Raw genomic sequence first — 19,046 nt, forward strand, 5'->3', positions numbered from 1 at the left:
GATACCATGAGTGTACAAGGCAAAACCGCGCTGGTGACCGGCTCGACCAGCGGCATCGGCCTCGGGATAGCGTCCGTGTTGGCCGCCGCCGGCGCGCGCGTGATCCTCAACGGCTTCGGCGACGTGGCGCAGGCGCAAGCGCAGGTCGCGCAGCTGGGCGCCGCGCCGGGCTATCACGGCGCCGATCTCGGCGATGCGGCCCAGATAGCGGACATGATGCAGTATGCCGAAAGCGAGTTCGGCGGCGTGGACATTCTGGTGAACAACGCCGGCATTCAGCACGTGGCGCCGCTGGATCAGTTCCCGGTGGAGAAATGGAACGCCATCCTCGCCATCAACCTGTCGGCGGTGTTCCACACCTGCCGATTGGCGCTGCCGGGGATGCGCGAGCGCAACTGGGGGCGCATCATCAACGTGGCGTCGGTGCACGGGCTGGTGGCGTCGAAAGACAAGTCGGCCTATGTGGCGGCCAAGCACGGCGTGGTGGGGCTGACCAAGACGCTGGCGCTGGAGACCGCGCGCACGCCCGTCACCTGCAACGCCATTTGCCCCGGCTGGGTGCTGACGCCGCTGGTGCAACAGCAGATCGACAAGCGCATTGCCGCCGGCACCGATCCACAGCGGGCGCGCGATGAGCTGTTGGCGGAGAAGCAGCCGTCGCAAGAGTTCGTCACGCCAGAGCAGCTCGGCGAGCTGGCGCTGTTCCTGTGCAGCGATGCGGCGGCGCAGGTGCGCGGCGCCGCCTGGAACATGGACGGCGGCTGGCTGGCGCAGTAGTGAATTCTCTTTCCCGGAGCGCGCAACGCGCTCCGTCGTTATTTCCCACCTTCAGTTAATTCCCCTGCGTGATGGTTTACCTGCGGCAATAATATTTATTTGTTATTTGCTATCTTTATTCCCAGATAATCACGCAGGTTTATTTTGGGTGAAACGTGCGGATTGGTTTATTTCGTGCTGCAGTTATTACATTATTTTTCTCTGCGTTACAGATGAACACGTTTTTGCTGAAATTAAATCCAACCTGAAATAATGGCAGGTTATGGCGTGAATTTTTATATCTTGCGTGCGCTGTTCACATCGGGTAATTATTTCCGCGTGGCTTAAGACCACCGTGTTTATAACAATAATTTTTTTCGGGCAGGGGTAATAATGAGAAAAAATACAACGCCAATATTCATTGGCGGCGTCTTGCTGTCGGCGTTATCCGCCGGCGCACAGGCCGAGATCACCATTCTGGATAAAAACCCGCAGAGCAATGTGTTGCTGGCACCGCTCAGTTTAAAGGTGGGCGGCAGCATTCGCCCCGAGTGGATCTTCAATAACGGCCCGGAGCCGGGCTATGACAAAAACGGCCACGACGGCGGCACGCGTTTTCGCTTCAGCGGCGACTATGCGCTGACGCAGAACACCTCGATCATCGGCTATTACGAGTGGGGCGTCGATCTGGCGCACGCGCTCAGCTGGGACGGGCACTATAACGAAGACGGCAAGCGCGACTATCAGCGCCAGCTGTACGCCGGTTTCAAAGACGATCGTTATGGCACCCTGACCTACGGCCATCAATACGGCATCTATTATTCGGTGGTCGGCATCAAAAGCGACGTCTGGGATAACGATGGCCACGCGGGCGGCACCGGCATCGGTATTTCCGGCGACTACGACGGCGGCAATAAACCGAAAAACAGCATCAAGTACACCAATGATTTCGGGCCGGTAACGCTGTACGCCAACTATTTATTGCCGGAAGACGATCTGCACACCGCGGATAACCTGATTTATCGCCGCAAGGGCGGGGGCGGGCTAGGCTTCGATTACAAGGTGACGAAAGACTTGACCTTCAGCGCGGCCTACAGTTATACCGACGCGAAGATCAAAGACAATCTGTACAGCGAAAAGGATTATCACCAGCAGCTGTCCGGCACCGCGTTAACCTGGCAGCCGAACAACTGGTACATCGTCGGCACCGCCAGCTACTACAAAGACTATGTGCCGAGCACCCGCCAGCGCACGCTGTCGCACTTCTTCGCCGGTGACGGCTACGGGCTGGAAGGCTTTGTCGGTTACACCTTCAATATCGACAAGCCGTTCCTCAAATCCGTCCAGCCTTACGTGGCGGCGGACTCGCTGCGGCTGAAGGGTGACGAGGCGTATCACGCCAACCACGTTTACCTCGGCGCGGGCACCACCATCGGTTACGGACTGTCGGTGTACGTGGAGCGCACGCTGGCCAACAGCAGCGACAACGAGCCGGACTCCACCTGGATTACGGTGTTCTACGACTTCTGATTCTCACCTGCTCCAAGCCGGCGCCTGCGCCGGCTTTTTCACATGGTAATTGCGCCGCCCAGGGTTTCTCCAGAGGCGTTGCGCTCCGCCAGGTAGCGCGCCGGCGGTTTGCCCACCGCCTTTCTGAACATGGTGACGAAGCCGCTGGCGCTCTCGTAGCCCAGATCCAGCGCCACCGTCTGTACGCTCTCGCCCTGCGTCAGGCGCTGCAGCGCCAGCATCACGTGCAGTTGGCGCCGCCAGTGGCCGAAGCTCATGCCCATCTGCTGTTGCAAGGTGCGGCTGAGGGAACGCTCGCTCATGCCGATGCGCTGCGCCCACTGCCCGAGGGTGGATTTGTCCGCCGGGCAGCTCAGCATGCCTTCGGTCAACTGCCGGATGCGCGCGTCGTCGGATACCGGCAGGTGCAGATTTTCGATCGGCGCGGCTACCAGCTGATCCAGCAACACTGCCGTCAGGCGCCCTTCGGCGCCCTGTTCGTCGTAGAGCGGTTCGAAGGTGGTGGCCTGCAGCAGCAGCTCGCGCAGCAGCGGCGAGACCGACAGCGTGCAGCAGTTTTGCGGCAGACCGGCGGCGGCATGTTGATCGACGAACAGGCAGTAGGCTTCGGTGGAGCCGGCGCCCTGGGCGTTGTGCAACACGTTGCCCGGCATCCACAGCGCGCACTGCGGCGGCACCAGCCACAGCCCGTTTTCCACTTCGCAGCGGATCATGCCGCGTACCGTATAGATCAGCTGCGCCTTCTGGTGGCGGTGTGGCTCGACTTCCCAATCCTGCTCAAGGGTCGAACCTTGCAGGGCAAACAGCGGACGCGGCACCTGATCGATATCCAGACAGTGACGGGGGATCTGTACTTTCATGAGAACAATTCTCAATTTGGCGGAATTGAAAAGTATTATGTCCTGATTGCGCAATGTGGTCTAGCGCCGGTGCCGATAAAGTAAGCGCCAGTCCTAAACCATTTCCTGAGGAAACTGATTATGTCATTGGATACCGCCGATTTTCCGCTGGTATGGATGCGCCAAAGCGGGCGCGATACCCAGGCCGAGCTGGCCGAATTCAGCGCGCTGCTGGCGCGCGCCGAGCCTTTTGTCCTGATGACCGACCGCAGCGTCGGCGATGAAGAAGAAGAGCACGATCGCGATGCCCGCACCCAGGTCGCGCTGTGGAAACGCGATAACCGCGAGGCGCTGAAGCTGTGGGTGAAAGGCATGATCATGCTGGAGCCGGACGACGCCAAACGCGCGGCGGCGGAAGAGTTCGCCGAATACGGCGCTAAGTTCTGGGGCTATCCGGTGCTGGTGGCCGCCGATGAAGCTGCAGGCCGGGTATTGGCGCAGACGTTATTGTTAAAATAAGGGGAATACCATGCACCAGCAACAGGTGATTGAACAGCTGCTGGCCTGGATCGAGCAGAGCCTGGATCAGCCGCTGACGCTGGACGACATTGCCGCCAAGTCCGGCTACTCCAAGTGGCATTTGCAGCGGATGTTCAAGCAGCATACCGGCCATATTCTCGGCACGTACGCGCGCCGCAGAAGGCTGACCGCCGCCGCGCGCGAACTGCGCCTGACCGGCACCAGCGTGGCCTGCATCGCCGACACTTACCAGTTCGATTCGCAGCAGACCTTCACCCGTTGCTTCCGCAAGCAGTTCGGTTTGCCGCCGGCCAGCTATCGCCGCAGCCAGGATTGGTCGAGCTATGGCCTGCAGCCGCCGCTGCGGCTGACCGAAACGCCGTTGCCGCAGGCCGATATCGTGACGCTGCCCGCCATGCAGCTGGTGGGCCATACCCAGCGCCGCAGCTTTACGCTGGGGCAGCTGGCGGCCTCCAAGTGCGAGCTGCGCCGCCACGCCTGGCGGCAGCTGCTGCCGCCGCAGGCGCTGCCGGAGGTGGTATACGGCCTCACCAGCCTGGAGGTCGATCGGCAACGCCGGGGTAACCCGCGCATGGCCTACACCGCCGCTCTGCCGGACGAAGGGGCGATGGGGGAGCGGGTGACTATCGAACAGGGCGAGTATGCCCGCTTCACCTACCAAGGGCAGGAGGAAGGGTTACAAAACTTTATCGTCCGATTGTATGACACCGCGATGCCGCAGATGAACGCCATCCGTCGGCCGGGGCAGGATATCGAGCTTTTCTACCCGGCGCAGGAGGGCCGCTGCCCGCTCGGCGGCGCGGCGATCCGCTGCGAATATCTGATCCCGATCCGGCGGGTAGAAGCGTTGGCCGCCGCCAGTTAGGCGGCGGTTCTCGCAAAAAATCGCCTTCGTGGCGCTTCAGGTTACAAAAAATTGCGATATTACATCGGTAATGGTTCACACTTTGATTGATGTGCACATATAATGCGCATCCGGTCAAATCCCCCCTGTATTTCAGGCCGCAGCGCTTGGCTGCCGGCTGAAACCCATCGGGGTAAAAGTGGCCGTAGAAACCGATCCCCCTAATCGCCAGTGGCCTTGACCAACACGAAGATGAAAATGAGCATTCGCGCGTTATTAACCCTGTTTACGGCACTGGTTGCATTCAGCCAGGCTGCCTTCGCCGTCGTTTACCCGCTGCCGCCAAAAGACAGCCGTTTGGTGGGCGAAAATATCCAAATCACCGTACCGGAAGACAGCAAACTGCCGCTGGAAAGCTTTGCCGCCCAGTATCAGATGGGGCTGAGCAACATGCTGGAGGCCAACCCGGGCGTGGATCCGTTCCTGCCGAAGGCCGGCAGCACCCTGACCATCCCGCAGCAGCTGATCCTGCCGGACGCGCCGCGTGAAGGCATCATCATTAACAGCGCCGAGATGCGTCTGTACTACTACCCGAAAGGGTCCAACACCGTGGTGGTGCTGCCGATCGGCATCGGCCAGCTGGGTAAAGACACCCCGCTGAACTGGACCACCACCGTGCAGCGCAAGAAAGACGGCCCGACCTGGACGCCGACCGCCAAGATGCGCGCCGAATACGCGGCCGACGGCGAGATCCTGCCTGCGGTGTTCCCGGCCGGCCCGGACAACCCGATGGGGCTGTATGCGCTGTATGTCGGCCGCCTGTACGCCATCCACGGCACCAACGCCAACTTCGGCATCGGCCTGCGCGTGAGCCACGGCTGCGTGCGTCTGCGCGCCGACGACATCAAGTACCTGTTCGAGAACGTGCCGGTCGGCACCCGCGTGCAGTTCATCAACGAACCGATGAAAGCCACCGTCGAACCGGACGGCTCGCGCTACGTGGAAGTGCACAACCCGCTGTCGGCTAACGAAGAGCAGCTGCAATCGAAAGATCCGGTGCCGCTGACCATCTCCGCGCCGGTCGGCAAAGTGCTGATGGACGCCGGCGTCAACCAGAGCGAAGTGGACGCGGCGATCAAGGCCCGTTCCGGTATGCCGGTGAAAGTGAACTGATTGCCTTCCGGCCTCAGTGAAAATGCCAAGAAGACGCCTGCGGGCGTCTTTTTTTATGCCCGTAAAACATGCTGTTGCGTGTGCGTGCGCAATGATGCCCTCAACGTTGCACTGAAAGAAGTCATTATGCGCGTCATCATGCAAATCGGGTTTCTCATGGTGGTCGTCATCAATGTTTAAAGCGATGCTGGCGGGGAGGAATGCACTGGAAAAGTGTCTCACTAAGTGCTACGTTTTTACGGGAAGCCCATCGCAATGCGTACATTTAAAACTTGTTGGTTTAGCAGGAAAGCTCGGGCTCACGGCATCACCGATAAGGCGTTGTGTCGGGCAGTAAAAGATGTGCAACGGGGTTTGGCTGCAGATTTAGGCAGTGGCGTATTTAAAAAACGTCTTAATCATAATCGCGACCGCGCGTTGGTATTAGCGAAAAATGGTCGGCACTGGGTGTTTGTTTTTTTGTTTGCCAAGCAGGCCCAGACCAATATTACAGGGGCAGAATTACACGCTTTTCGCAAGTTAGCGATGCAGTTTGGCGCGTTGAGCGACGACCAGGTCGAGTCCCTGGTTGTGAAAAAAGAATGGGTGGAGATTTGCCATGAAGCAGGAAAAAACGTTTCGGAGCCCGGCCTTTGAGGCGATTCACAGCGCCGCTGAAGGATTGCATCGTGCTGGCGCCATTTCTCTGGAAACCCTACGCAGTTTTGATGAGTCTTGCCTTGCTCCGGTCGAGATGTTGCAGCCCCAGGAGATCAAAGCGTTGCGCGAGCAGTTACGTTTAAGCCAACCGGTTTTTGCCCGTTATCTGAATACCAGCGTGTCGACCATACAGAAATGGGAGACGGGGGTGAAACGGCCGGGCGGCGTGTCGCTTAAGCTGCTTTCGATCGTACGCAAGCACGGGCTTGAGGTCTTGTTGTAGTGACCGTTTGGGCTGTCACTATTATCACATTATCCCCTCTGGCTTTGGTGCTCTGAAATGCCCGTATCGCAATTATTCCAATAAAAACTATCGCTAATTAATAAGTTATATCTTCTCCGTTATCGCCTGCCATTGAAAAAATTCTCGCAAAAAATCCACGCTGTGAAAATAAGATCACACAAGCGTAACAAAAGGTAAACAAACCCCTCCTATATTGACTGCTTCGCTTTTGGGAGGGAGTGTCATGCGTAACTGGAACGAACCGAAAAAGAACAAAGCTCACATCGAACTGATCCCGATGATCGACGTGATGATGTTTTTATTGGTGTTTTTCGTCTTGATTAGCCTGAACGTCATTCCGGCGCTCGGGCTGAAAACGCAGTTGCCGTCCGCCGGCAGCGCGCAACAGCTGAAACCGCAGAAGAAAGCGATCATCACGCTGGGGGCCGACGAACAGCTGCAGCTGGATGGCCAGCCGATCGCGCTCGGCGCGTTGGTCAACACGCTGAAGCAACAGCAGCAGGCCAACCAGACCACCACCATCATCGTCAACAGCGACAAGGGCGTGGCGGTCGAGCGGCTGGTGGCGGTCATGGACAACCTGCGCCAGGGCGGTTTCTTCTCCGTCTCCATCGCGACACGGAAGCTGTGACATGTATCTGCTCTATCGCTCACGTCATCTTTTCAGCTGGCTGCCGGCGCTGATTGTCGCCGGTTGCCTGCTGTTCGCCAGCCAGCAGGCGGCGCTGAAGATCCAGCCGCGCTACGACGAAACCGCCATCGAACTGGCGCTGGTGGAGCCTGAACCGGCGCCTGAACCTCAACCGGAAACGCCGCCGGAGCCCCAGCCAGAACCGCCGCCGCCCGAGCCGGAGCCGATCCCCGAACCGGTAGTGCCGCCGCCGGAACCGATCGTGGAAGCCAAGCCGGTGCCAAAACCGCAGCCGAAGCCCAAACCCAAACCGGTGAAAGAGAAAGCCAAACCGGTAGAGAAGCCTAAACCGACGCCGGCGCCCGCCGCCCCGCGCGCGCTGGTCAGCAAACCGGCGGCGCAGCCCGCACCGGCGGCGCCGAAGGTGAATGCGCAGGCGATCGAAAACGGCTATCTGCTGGCCTTGCGCCGCGAGCTGGAACAGCGCAAGCGCTACCCCAGTGGGCGCCAGGCTTCGCTCGAGCGCCCGCAGGGCAACGTCGAAGTGTGGCTGGAGGTCGATCGCAGCGGGCGGGTGCTCTCTTCCGGCATCGCCAACAAAGCCGCCAGCATGCTGCTGAACCGCGCGGCGATGAGCAGCCTGCAAAGCATCAGTTCAGTAAAGCCGTTCCCGAGCGAGGCGTTCGCCGGGCAAACAACCAAAAGATTTACCGCGACGTTCAATTATCAGGCGCCTTAGCGCAAGGGTTAATCGTTTGATTTTTATGGGATGCACACAATGAAATCGTTTAATCGTTCTGGGATCTATCTGGCGGTGATGTCGGCGATGCTGCCGGGCGCCGCGCTGGCGGCCGACGCCACCGATGTCGGCACCATCAGCGTCAAGGGGCAGTCGCTCGGCGGCGGCATGATGGTGCAGGATGACAGCGCCAAGGCGCGCTCCACCGTCACCAAAGAAGCGATGGATAAAATGCCGTCGGCGGCCAACGCCATCGATAAGCTGAAATACACGCCGGGCCTGAACGTCAACAGCAACGACGCCAGCGGCCTGAGCGGCGTGGACTACACCATGCGCGGCATGAACTCGGATCAGATCGGCCTGTCGATGGACGGCATCCCGATCAACGACTCCGGTAACTACGCGGTATACCCGAACCTGCTGGGCGATGCGGAGAACCTGGAAGAGGTGTTTGTCACCCAGGGCTCCTCCGAAGCGGACGGCCCGCACATCGGCTCCAGCGGCGGCAACATTGGCCTGGTGACGCGCCGCCCGGCGAAAGACTTCGGCGGTTTCCTCAAGCAGACGCTGGGCAGCAATAACCTGAGCAAAACCTTTGCCCGCCTGGAGACCGGCGAATACAACGGTTTCAGCAACTGGATATCTTATTCGCACACCGAGGCGAAGAAGTGGCGCGGCGAAGGGCGCCTGTACTCCGACAAGTTCGAGATGAACTCGCTGTATGAAGACGGCAACGGCAACAGCAGTAATCTGGTGATGAAGTACAACCGCCAGAACAACACCAACTACAACACCCTGAGCAAGGCGCAGTTCCAAAACGATGGGCGTGGTACCGATTACGCCACCACGCCGGAGTACAACAGCAAAGGGCAGTTGAACAAGTATTACAAGATCGAACGCAACCCGTTCGAGAACTTCACGCTATCGTTCACCCAGAAACTGCAGCTGCGCGACGACCTGTCGCTGACCCTGCAGCCGTATTACTACTGGGGCAACGGCGGCAGTTTCAACGGCCAGACGGCCTCGGTATTGTCCAGCACGTCGGACAGAGCCGGGCAGTATGACCTCAGCAACCTGCAGTCCAACACCTATTACCGCCCGTCGTGGACCCAAACCTGGCGGCCGGGCATCACCACCAAGCTGAAGTGGGACATCAACGAGCAGCACAGCCTGGATATCGGCTACTGGTATGAGCGTGCGCGCCAGCTGCAAACCCAGCCGTTCATCAGCATCAAGGACGACGGCAACCCGGCGCAGATTTGGGGAAAACCTGGCGGCTCCGATCAGGTGAAGGACGCCAACGGCAATACGGTGCAGGGGCGCAACCAGTACACCATCACCCCGGCGCAGAAGGTGTGGTTGCAGGATACCTGGTTCGCCACGCCGGACTGGACCTTCGTCGGCGGCCTGGCCTATCAGTATGTGGAGCGCAAAGGGGACAACCGCGGCAGCCTGTACAATGTGCCGGAGAAGCGCAAAGCCACCTATCATGAATTCCTGCCGAACTTCAGCGCCAGCTATAAGGTGAACCAGGAAAACCAGGTGTTCTACAACCTGACGCGCAACATGCGCACGCCGCCCAACTACGTGCTGTACAACGTCGGCGACTCGCTCAGCACCAAGCCTGAGCTAAGCTGGAACCACGAACTGGGCTGGCGTTTCCAGCAAGAGGACATGCTGCTGAGCGCCACGCTGTTCTACATGCGTTACAGCGATCGCCAGATCTCCACCACCAACGCGGCCGGCGACTACGAGATGATGAACATCGGCAACGTGGAGAACAAAGGGCTGGAGCTGGAGTGGAGCGGCCAGTTGCCGCATAACTTCAACTACTACACCTCGTATACCTACACCGAATCGAAGCAGAAGAACGACATCGTCAGCAACGGCGGGCTGCCGCTGCCGACCTCCGGCAAAGAGGTGCCGAACGTGCCGAAAAACCTGCTGAACATGACGCTGGGTTATGACGACGGGCTGTATTACGGCAGCGTCAGCGGCAAGTACGTCAGTGCGTTCTACGGCGATCTGACCAACGACGAGAAGATCGGCGGCCGCACGGTGTTCGATCTGGCGGCGGGGGTGCATCTGCCGGTGGACAAGAAAATCGTCAAAAGCGCCGCGCTGCGCTTTGGCATCAGCAACCTGTTTGACAAGGAATACCTGACCTCGGTGCGCACCACCACCTTCAACGCGGCGCCTTACGGCGGCGTGAGGGCCAGCACGCCGTATTACAACGTCGGCGAAGAACGCACCTTCAGCGTCTCGCTGGAAGCCACCTTTTAACTGAATGCCCCGCCGCCTGCCGGGCGGCGGGGAAGAGGACCCCTGTATGGACGCCAATCTGTTGCACGACATTATTTTCTACGTGATGTACGCCGCGCTGGCGATTGCGCTGGTGATCATCATCGAACGCACGCTGTACTTCGCCTACACCCAGCGCCAGGCGCGCCGGCTGGAGCAGGCGCTGACGCCGGACGTGCGCCGCGCCGCCGATCTGCCGGACGAGCTGACCCAGCGCAACAGCCTGCCGATGACGGTGATCGCGCCGGTATTGGCGCAGAAGCACCGCGCCGGCGACCGCGAGGCGATCGGCGATCTGATCGACGCCCAGTACCTGCTGAGCAAGCCGCCGATGGCGCGTGGCCTGTGGCTGCTGGAAACCGTGGTCACCGCCGCGCCGTTGCTGGGGTTGCTGGGCACGGTGATGGGGATCATCGAAACTTTCAAGGCGCTGGCCGCCTCGGGGGTGTCCGAGCCGAGCCTGGTGTCGGCCGGGATGGGCACCGCGCTGTACGCCACTGGCCTCGGCATCGCCATCGCGCTGCTGTGCCTGGTGGCCAACAACTTCCTGCAGAGCCGCATGGAGCGCATCAACGAACTGCTGAAGGTGCTGCTGATCCGTGCCGGCCAACCGGCCAGCCGCCCGGAGAGCGGCAGCGGCGAACAATGGGTTGACAGCGGAGCGCCGCGCTATGCCTAATGGCCATCCAGTACGGCGGCCGCTCGGCCGCCTTTATACGGCATTGTGGGGCGGTTGTTTGTTGATGTTGAGTCAGAGCGCTGCGGCGCGTTTTGCTATTCCCGGCTACGAGCTGGTGTACACCGCGCCGGTGGAAACCGCGCTGCAGGCCGACGACCTGCGCAACACCGCCGAGGTGTGGCGCGAGATGTTCGACGCGGCGAAAACCCGCATCGATCTGGGGCAGTTCTACGTGGCGAATCAGGACGGTTCGCTGCTGGACGGCGTGCTGCAGCACCTGAAGGCGGCCGGCGAACGCGGGGTGAAAATTCGCTTTTTGCTGGAAGAGAAGGGCCTTCGCATGTCTACCGCCGAGACGCTGGAACAGCTGAAGGCGATCCCCAATCTGGAGCTGCGCATCATTCCTTACCAGAAGCTGAGCGGCGGCATTCTGCACGCCAAATATCTGCTGGTGGACGGCGAGCAGGCGTTCGTCGGCAGCCAGAATTTCGACTGGCGCGCGCTGGAGCATATTCACGAAACCGGGCTGCGCATCAGCGACGCCAAGGTGGTGGGGCAGATCCAGGCGATCTTCGAGCAGGATTGGCAGGCGCAGGCGCTGCTGGCGCAGGATAAGCCGGTGCCGCCGCTGCCTGATTCGCCGCCGACGGCGCCGACGCAGGGCAACTATCTGGTGGCCAGCCCGCGCGCCTACAACCCGGCGGGGGTGATTGACTCGCAGGCCGAGCTGCCGCGCTTGCTTGCCGGCGCCAAGCGGCGGGTGCGGGTGCAGGTGATGGACTACGCGCCGCTGTCGTTCGGCCCGGAACGCAGCCGCCCCTTCTATGCGGTGATCGACAACGCGCTGCGCAGCGCGGCGGCGCGCGGGGTGCAGATTGAGCTGATGGTGGCCAACTGGAACACCAAAAAGCCGGATATCGCCTGGCTGAAGAGCCTGGCGCTGGTGCCGAATGTGCAGATCAAGGTGGTGACCATTCCGCCGGCCAGCAGCGGCTTCATTCCGTTCGCCCGCGTCATCCACAGCAAGCTGATGACCATCGACGATGAGATTGCCTGGGTGGGCACCAGCAACTGGACCGGCGGCTATCTGGACAACTCGCGCAATCTGGAGCTGGTGATGCACAGCGCGGCGATGAGCGGGCGGTTGGACAAGCTGTACCAACAGCTGTGGAACAGCGTCTACGCCGAACCGTTGCGGCTGGATTACGACTACCCGCCGCCCAAGCCGGGCGGAGAATCCTGATAAGCAGGGGGCGCGGCTAATCCCCGCGCCCTGTGTTTTTACCGTCGCCAGCCGGCCTTCTCCAGCGCCGTCACCAGCTGCTCGGCGCTCAACCCTTCCGCCCGGTGGCCGTTGCCGCTGACGGTATTGGCCGCCAGCAACGCATTGACGATCGCTTCTTCCACCGCTTCCGCCGCCGCGGCGAACAGCGCCGAAATGTAGTCGTTGTTCACCATGCGCAGCGGCGTGGTGAAGGCGCCTTTGTTGGCGTAGTCGGCGGGCGGCAGGCCGTCGTTGCCGGTGGCGAAGGCGATGAAAATGTCGCCGCTCGAATCCTCGGTGCCGCCGCCGGTGCGGGCGATGCCGATGCTGGCGCGCTGCGCCAGCCGCGCACACTGGTGCGGCAGCAGCGGCGCGTCGGTCGCCAGCGCCACCACGATGGAGCCCATGCCGGGATGCGGCAACTGCGGCGTGAACGGCGAGGGCAGATGGCCCAGATGCCGGCCTACCGGGTAACCGCCGACCAGCAGCGACTCGCGCTTGCCGTGGTTGGCCTGCACGATGGCGCCCACCGTCCAGCCGCCCTGATCGGCGGGCAAGCGGCGCGACGCGGTGCCGCTGCCGCCTTTGAATTCATGGCAGATCATGCCGCCGCCGCCGCCGACCGCGCCCTCCTGCGGCAAGCCGCCCCGGGCCGCCTGCTGCGCCTGGCGCACGTGCTCGGCCTTGACGTGAAAGCCGTTGATGTCGTTGAGCAGGCCGTCGAAGGTTTCCATCACCACCGGCATATTCCAATATACCGCGTTATCGCCCGCAGGCAGCGCTTCACGCTCCAGCGCGATCAGCGCATCGCGCACCACGCCCACGCTGTGGGTGTTGGTGAAGGCGATCGGGCTGGTCAGCAGGCCCGCTTCGCGCACCCATTCCAGGCCGGTGGCGTCGCCGTTGCCGTTCAGCACGTGCACCCCGGCGAAGCAGGGCGCGTGGCGGGCGGAGCCGGGGCGCGGTTCGATCACCGTCACGCCGGTGCGCACGCTGCGCCCGTCCGCCAAATCGGCATGGATGCTGGCATGGCCGACGCGCACGCCGGGCACGTCGGTGATGGCGTTCAGCGGGCCGGGCGTGCCCTGTCCGATGATAATGCCCAGATCCTGAGCGCGCTGCGTCATGGTTATTCTCCTTCTATTGAGGGGGCGGCGAGGGGCGTCGGTTGGCGGCCGCGCAGATGGTTCAGCGCCAGCCCGAAGCCGATGATACCGGCAATGATAATAAAGTCTTTCAGGCTGCTGGCGATCAAAATCGTCCACAGCACATACAGGCAGCACAGCAGCGCCACCACCACCGGCAGCGGCCACAGCGGCATCAGGTACGGGTGGTGGAAGTGGCGGCGACGGCGGCTGATCAGCGCCGCCACCGCCATGATGATGTACACCAGCAGCAGCAGGATCACGGTGAACGAGGTCAGCGATTCGAGATCGGAGCAAAACGCCAGCAGCGCCGACGGCACGCCGAACAGCAGGGTGGCGATCCAGGGAGTGCCGAAGCGCGGGTGGATGATTTTCAGCGCCCGGTTAAACGCCGGTAGCCAGAAACCGTCGCGCCCGCTGGCAAACATCATGCGGCTGAACTGCGCCACGATGGCGATGATGGCGTTGAACACCGACAGATAAATCGCGCCGCTTACCACCCGCGCCAGCGTCGGGCCGCCGAGCTCGGTGACCACATAGCCGACCGGATCGGCCTGTTTGGCCATCTCCGTCAGCGACGGCGAGCCGATCAGCAGGGCGGTGAACGGCACCAGTTCCACCAGCACCACGATGGCCAGCGTCAGCATGATCGCGATCGCCATCGGTCTGCCCTGTTCGCGCATGTCTTCCGCCATGTACACCGCCGCGCCGTAGCCGTTGTAGGAGAACAGAGCGACCCCGACCATGGCGACGATCAGCGGCAGCGACACCGGCGCCAAGCTACCTTGCGCGTCCAGCATCACCGGCGCGGTGAGGATCTCCGTGCTCTGATGCGGGTGGCTGAAGCCGAGCCAGGCGATCAGCGCCAGCACCGCCACTTCCACCACCAGAAAGGCGCCGGTCAGCAGGGCGTTGGCCTTGATGTTGAAAATGGCGCAGATGCCGCCGACCAGCACGGTGAACATGCCGGCGGTCGAGGCGTCGAACTGGGTGCCCAGCGCGGTGTTCAGGTAGGGCACCGCGCCGGTGGCCAGCACCGCCGGCACGAACAGCGAGGCGCTGAGGATAAACAGATAGGTCTGCAACCCGCACAGGGTGCCGAACAGGCGCTTGATGATGCTGTATTCGCCGCCTGCGCTGGGGTGTGCGGCGCCGAGTTCGGCATAGCACAGCGCGATGGCGGCGGCGACGCAGGCGGCGATCAGAAACGACAGAAAGGCGCCGCTGCCGGCGTTGGCGATCGCCAGCGGGGCGATGACGAAGATCGAACTGGCCGGCGTCACGCCGGACGCAGTGATCATCACCACGTCGAGGACGCTGAGATTGCCTTTGAAGGTGTGTTCAGGGGCGGACTCTTTCATGGGATAACGACTCCATTAACGTGTGAGTGAATTATTGTTTTGCTGCACAGGCTGTACGCAGGAATCAAATGGAGCGCGCGGAAAATCCCCTGCGCCTTTCAAGCCGCAGCGTTGTTGGCCGCAGATCATTCGCACCAGTCACTTACTTAAGTAAGCTCCTGGAGACGAATGACTTTGCCGCCTAGCTGCAACTTGAAATTCGTTGGGGATAAGTTTGTTATTTTTATCCCGACGGGAAGCTGAAGCTGGCGCGCCGGGCATCGCCGGAGGCCGGCCAGCGCTGGGTCACGGTCTTGCGTTTGGTGTAGAACCTGACGGCGTCCGGGCCGTAGGCGTGCAGATCGCCGAACAGCGAGCGCTTCCAGCCGCCGAACGAGTGGTAGGCCACCGGCACCGGCAGCGCCACGTTGATCCCCACCATGCCGACCTGAATGCGGCTGGAGAAGTAGCGCGCCGCTTCGCCGTCGCGGGTGAACAGACAGGTGCCGTTGCCGTATTCGTGGGCGTCGATCAAGGCCATCGCCTCCGGCAGCGACGCCGCGCGTACCACGCCGAGCACCGGGCCGAAGATCTCCTCCTGATAGATGCGCATGCCGGGCGTCACGCGATCGAACAGCGTCGGGCCGAGGAAATAGCCCTGGCTGGGGCGGCCGTCCGCGCCGGTCACGCTCAGTTCGCGCCCGTCCACCAGCAGCTCGGCGCCTTCGGCCACGCCCTGATCGATATAGCCTTTCACCTTCTGATAATGCTGTTGGGTCACCAGCGGCCCCATGTCGTTGCGGTTGTCGCTGCCGGGGCCGACGCGCATGGCGGCCATCTGTTGCCGCAGCCCGGCGATCAGCGCTTCGGCGGTGCCGTCGCCCACCGCCACCACCAGCGGGATGGCCATGCAGCGCTGGCCGCAGGAGCCGAAGGCCGCGCCCATCAGCGCGCCGACCGCACCAGGGATATCGGCGTCCGGCAGCACCACCGCGTGGTTCTTGGCGCCGCCCAACGCCTGCACCCGTTTGTTTTGCGCGCAGCCGGTGTGATAGATGTGCTCCGCCACCGGCGTCGAACCGACGAAACTGATCGCCTTCACGCGCCCGTCATGCAGCAGCGTCTCCACCGCTTCGCGATCGCCGTTGACCACGTTGAGCACCCCCGGCGGCAGCCCGGCCTCCGTCGCCAGCCTCGCGATATACAGCGCGGCAGAAGGCACGCGCTCGGAAGGCTTCAGCACGAAAGTGTTACCGCACGCCACCGCCATCGGCCACATCCACAGCGGCACCATCGCCGGGAAGTTGAACGGCGTGATGCCCGCCACCACCCCCAGCGGCTGAAACTCGCTCCAGCTGTCGATGCCCGGGCCGGCCTCTTTGCTGTGTTCGCCCTTCAGCAGTTCCGGCACATAGCCGGCATATTCGATATTCTCGATGCCGCGCTGCAGTTCGCCCAGGGCGTCGCTGAGCACCTTGCCGTGCTCGGCGGTGATCAGTTGGCAGATGGTATCGGCGTGCTGCTCCAGCAGATCCTTGAGCTTCATCATGATGCGCGCGCGCTTCAGCGGCGGGGTGTCGCGCCAGGCGGGATAGGCCTGTTCGGCGGCGGCGATGGCGCGCTCCACCGTGGCGCGGTCGGCCAGCTGCACCTCCTGCGCCGATTGGCCGGTGGCCGGGTCGTAAACCGGCTGGCTGCGTTCGCCGCCGGCGGCGGGCTCGCCGTTGATCCAATGGGTAATGGTCATGGTTCTCTCCTTATTCGGTGGCGTTGAGGGCGTCGCCGACGGCGTTGATCAGCGCATCGATCTGCGCTTCGCTGCTGATGAACGGCGGCGCCAGCTGTAGGGTGTCGCCGCCGTAGCGCACGTAAAATCCGCTTTCCCAGCAGCGCATCGCCGCCTCGAAGGGGCGCCGCGCCGGTTCGCCCGGCCGCGCCGCCAGCGTAATGCCGGCCGCCAGGCCGATGTTGCGAATGTCGGCGACGTGTTTGGCTCCCTGCAGGCTATGCACCGCGCGCTCGAAGTAGGGCGCCAGCGCCTGTACGCGCTCCACCATCTGTTCGCGCTGCAGGATGTCCAGCGTCGCCAGCGCGACCGCGCAGCTGACCGGGTGGGCGGAGTAGGTGTAGCCGTGCGGGAATTCGAGCTGGTAGTCCGGCTCGCCGCCGTTCATGAAGGTTTGGTAAATCTCCGGCCGCACCACCACTGCGCCCATCGGCTGCGCGCCGTTGGTCACCTGTTTGGCGATGTTCATGATGTCCGGCGTGACGCCGAACGCCTCGGCGCCGGTCATCGCGCCGCAGCGGCCGAAGGCGGTGATCACTTCGTCGAAGATCAGCAGGATGTCATGCTGGGTGCAGATTTCGCGCAGGCGCTGCAGGTAGCCGACCGGCGGCACGATCACCCCGGCGGAGCCGGAGAAGGGTTCGACGATCACCGCGGCGATCGTTGAGGCGTCGCGCAGCGCGATGATGCGGTTGAGCTCTTCCGCCAGCTCCGCTCCCTGTTGCGGCATGCCGCGTGAAAAGGCGTTGCCGGCCAGCAGGGTGTGCGGCAGGTGGTCCGCCTCGGCGCCGGGGCCGAACGTCTTGCGGTTGCCGGCGATGCCGCCGACCGAGATACCGCCGAAGTTAACGCCGTGATAGCCCTTTTCCCGGCCGATAAAGCAGGTTTTGCCCGCCTGGCCTTTGGCGCGCCAGTACGCGCGCGCCATTTTCAGCGAGGTGTCCGCCGCTTCCGAGCCGGAGCCGGTGAAGAACACGTAATCCAGCCCTGCCGGCGTCAGTGCCTTGATCTTGTTGGCCAGTTCGAACGACAGCGGGTGGCCGAACTGAAACGCCGGCGAGTAATCCAGCGTCGCCAGCTGGCGCTGGGCGGCGTCGGTGATTTCCTGCCGGCCGTGCCCCAATCCGCAACACCATAATCCGGACAGGCCGTCGAAAATCTTTCTGCCGTCATGGCTGGTGTAATACGCCCCCGCGGCCTGAGTAATGATGCGCGGCTGCGCTTTAAAATTACGGTTACCGGTAAAAGGCATCCAATGGGCCTCTAACCCTTCGGCATCGAGACTATTTAGCGGGTGATTTTCAGCGGCCATGTTTTCCTCCGAACAGGAAAATAAGAGCGATTAATGAAATAAATCGAGTTGTTAACGAATTGTTGTGCGAAATTGACTATGTACCGCTTGTTCTCTACTGTGAATAATCATATGTCGAAACTTACTTAAGGTTTTATGCAAGTAAAAAAGCGCGCGCTGTTAGGGCAATTGTCGGATATGGATCTGCGGTTGCTGCGGGTATTCAAGGCCGTGGTCGACTGCGGCGGGATGAGCGCCGCCGAGCTGGAGTTGAATATCAGCCTGTCGACCATCAGCAAGCACATCAAGGATCTGGAGCAGCGGCTGGGCCTGACGCTGTGCCAGCGTGGGCGCGAGGGCTTTGCGGTCACCGACGAGGGGCTGATTATCTACCAGGAAACGGTCAACCTGCTGGCGGCCACCGAGGCGTTCCGGCGCGGGGTGGACGAGGTGCACCAGCGCCTGGGCGGGCAGCTGCACGTGGCGATATTCGATCATACGGTCAGCAATCCGCAGGCGCAGATCGGCCGGGCCATCGCGTTATTCAGCGAGCGCGCGCCGGAGGTTTCTTTGCAAATGTACGTGGAGCCGATTAATACCATTGAACGCGGCGTCATTGACGGGCAATTTCAGGTCGGCGTTATTCCGATGCACCGCAGCGCGGAAAGTTTATCTTATCATTCGTTATTCAGTGAGAGGATGTTCTTATATTGCGGCGCGCAGCATGAATTATTTTCCGCCCCCCATGAAACATTAAATTGGGATCTGCTGCACAATTATGCCTTCGCGGGATTAGGCTACCATTCGCCGAATATGGAACTGAGCCTGCAGCAACATTTGCATCGCAAGGCGACGGGGTTCGCGCAGGAGTCGATCGCCACGCTGATCCTCTCCGGCAAATACGTCGGCTTTTTGCCGGATCACTACGCGGCGTTTTTCGTGGCGCAGAACCTGATGCGGGCGATCAAACCGGCGCTGTTCCGCTATCACTGCGAATACTCCAGCGTGCTGCGCCGCTCGCCGGTGCCGCAGCGGGTGGTGAAGCTGTTCCATGAGTGCCTGCTGGCGGCCCACGGAACAGCGTGACGCTTACTGCTCTTTCTTCTTGCCGAAGATTTTGATCAGCGCGCCGACCAGGATGCCGACCGCGATGCCGGCGAAGATCCAGCCGATGATGCCCATTTCCTTACTCCTGCTAGTGCGTTGATCTGATTATACCCGTCATACTTGAAACTGCATCTGTGT

General features: G+C 61.8%; 18 protein-coding genes. 13 read left to right on the forward strand and 5 right to left on the reverse strand.

All coding sequences use genetic code 11. From position 1 onward, the window contains the following. The first annotated feature begins 6 nt into the window (after positions 1 to 6). Positions 7 to 777 carry a 3-hydroxybutyrate dehydrogenase gene (locus ACK3CV_RS03245; RefSeq protein WP_033648562.1) on the forward strand — a complete coding sequence of 257 codons (771 nt, stop codon included), beginning with the start codon at positions 7 to 9 and terminating at the stop codon, positions 775 to 777. 372 nt (positions 778 to 1,149) lie between these two features. Continuing rightward, positions 1,150 to 2,286, forward strand: a complete 1,137-nt coding sequence (locus tag ACK3CV_RS03250) for a porin (protein ID WP_164038496.1) — start codon at positions 1,150 to 1,152, stop codon at positions 2,284 to 2,286. 38 nt (positions 2,287 to 2,324) lie between these two features. Here the strand turns inward: ACK3CV_RS03250 and ACK3CV_RS03255 are convergent, their stop codons facing one another. Further along, entirely contained in the window at positions 2,325 to 3,146 is an 822-nt protein-coding gene (locus tag ACK3CV_RS03255; RefSeq protein WP_164038493.1) for an AraC family transcriptional regulator, read from the reverse strand. Between the two features lie 120 nt (positions 3,147 to 3,266). On the opposite strand from ACK3CV_RS03255, the gene ACK3CV_RS03260 reads away from it, so the two are divergent. From ACK3CV_RS03260 to ACK3CV_RS03305, 10 genes are all read left to right on the forward strand, one after another. Then, complete coding sequence (locus tag ACK3CV_RS03260; RefSeq protein ID WP_060445901.1) at positions 3,267 to 3,644, forward strand: hypothetical protein; 378 nt, start codon at positions 3,267 to 3,269, stop codon at positions 3,642 to 3,644. Between the two features lie 10 nt (positions 3,645 to 3,654). Continuing rightward, positions 3,655 to 4,530, forward strand: coding sequence for a helix-turn-helix domain-containing protein (locus tag ACK3CV_RS03265; RefSeq protein ID WP_041037762.1), 876 nt, complete (start codon positions 3,655 to 3,657; stop codon positions 4,528 to 4,530). 231 nt (positions 4,531 to 4,761) lie between these two features. Next, positions 4,762 to 5,682, forward strand: a complete 921-nt coding sequence (locus ACK3CV_RS03270) for a L,D-transpeptidase family protein (protein WP_025305160.1) — start codon at positions 4,762 to 4,764, stop codon at positions 5,680 to 5,682. 255 nt (positions 5,683 to 5,937) lie between these two features. Continuing rightward, on the forward strand, positions 5,938 to 6,318 hold the full coding sequence (locus ACK3CV_RS03275) for a type II toxin-antitoxin system RelE/ParE family toxin (RefSeq protein WP_164038490.1): 381 nt from the start codon (positions 5,938 to 5,940) through the stop codon (positions 6,316 to 6,318). Further along, complete coding sequence (locus tag ACK3CV_RS03280) at positions 6,281 to 6,604, forward strand: helix-turn-helix domain-containing protein (protein ID WP_033636944.1); 324 nt, start codon at positions 6,281 to 6,283, stop codon at positions 6,602 to 6,604. The genes ACK3CV_RS03275 and ACK3CV_RS03280 overlap by 38 nt, the downstream gene beginning before the upstream one ends. 244 nt (positions 6,605 to 6,848) lie before the next feature. Continuing rightward, the gene (locus ACK3CV_RS03285) at positions 6,849 to 7,256 is read left to right on the forward strand and encodes an ExbD/TolR family protein (RefSeq protein WP_033636945.1); all 408 of its coding nucleotides are present in this window, start codon (positions 6,849 to 6,851) and stop codon (positions 7,254 to 7,256) included. Position 7,257: 1 nt separating this feature from the next. Next, positions 7,258 to 7,995 (forward strand): energy transducer TonB family protein, encoded by a 738-nt coding sequence (locus ACK3CV_RS03290; RefSeq protein WP_164038488.1) that lies wholly within the window; start codon positions 7,258 to 7,260, stop codon positions 7,993 to 7,995. A 39-nt stretch (positions 7,996 to 8,034) separates the two neighbouring features. Next, entirely contained in the window at positions 8,035 to 10,278 is a 2,244-nt protein-coding gene (locus ACK3CV_RS03295) for a TonB-dependent receptor family protein (protein ID WP_033636947.1), read from the forward strand. A 46-nt stretch (positions 10,279 to 10,324) separates the two neighbouring features. After that, the gene (locus ACK3CV_RS03300; protein ID WP_033636949.1) at positions 10,325 to 10,975 is read left to right on the forward strand and encodes a MotA/TolQ/ExbB proton channel family protein; all 651 of its coding nucleotides are present in this window, start codon (positions 10,325 to 10,327) and stop codon (positions 10,973 to 10,975) included. Then, positions 10,968 to 12,218 carry a phospholipase D-like domain-containing protein gene (locus tag ACK3CV_RS03305; RefSeq protein ID WP_164038480.1) on the forward strand — a complete coding sequence of 417 codons (1,251 nt, stop codon included), beginning with the start codon at positions 10,968 to 10,970 and terminating at the stop codon, positions 12,216 to 12,218. The genes ACK3CV_RS03300 and ACK3CV_RS03305 overlap by 8 nt, the downstream gene beginning before the upstream one ends. Positions 12,219 to 12,256: 38 nt before the next feature. On the opposite strand, the gene ACK3CV_RS03310 is transcribed toward ACK3CV_RS03305, so the two are convergent. The 4 genes from ACK3CV_RS03310 to aptA form a co-directional block, all read right to left on the reverse strand. Next, a complete protein-coding gene (locus ACK3CV_RS03310) occupies positions 12,257 to 13,366 on the reverse strand; it encodes a DmpA family aminopeptidase (RefSeq protein WP_489009803.1) in 1,110 nt (369 codons plus the stop codon). A 2-nt stretch (positions 13,367 to 13,368) separates the two neighbouring features. Continuing rightward, positions 13,369 to 14,745: an APC family permease gene (locus ACK3CV_RS03315; RefSeq protein ID WP_164141727.1), complete on the reverse strand. Its 1,377-nt coding sequence runs from the start codon at positions 14,743 to 14,745 to the stop codon at positions 13,369 to 13,371. 223 nt (positions 14,746 to 14,968) lie between these two features. Next, a complete protein-coding gene (locus ACK3CV_RS03320) occupies positions 14,969 to 16,471 on the reverse strand; it encodes a CoA-acylating methylmalonate-semialdehyde dehydrogenase (RefSeq protein ID WP_164038474.1) in 1,503 nt (500 codons plus the stop codon). 10 nt (positions 16,472 to 16,481) lie between these two features. Further along, positions 16,482 to 17,822 (reverse strand): omega-aminotransferase AptA, encoded by a 1,341-nt coding sequence (gene aptA, locus ACK3CV_RS03325; protein ID WP_033636955.1) that lies wholly within the window; start codon positions 17,820 to 17,822, stop codon positions 16,482 to 16,484. Between the two features lie 135 nt (positions 17,823 to 17,957). Between aptA and ACK3CV_RS03330 the strand changes: the two genes are divergently transcribed. Continuing rightward, complete coding sequence (locus tag ACK3CV_RS03330) at positions 17,958 to 18,887, forward strand: LysR family transcriptional regulator (RefSeq protein ID WP_041037778.1); 930 nt, start codon at positions 17,958 to 17,960, stop codon at positions 18,885 to 18,887. Positions 18,888 to 19,046 lie beyond the last annotated feature (159 nt).

The organism is Serratia sp. TSO36, from assembly GCF_057808395.1.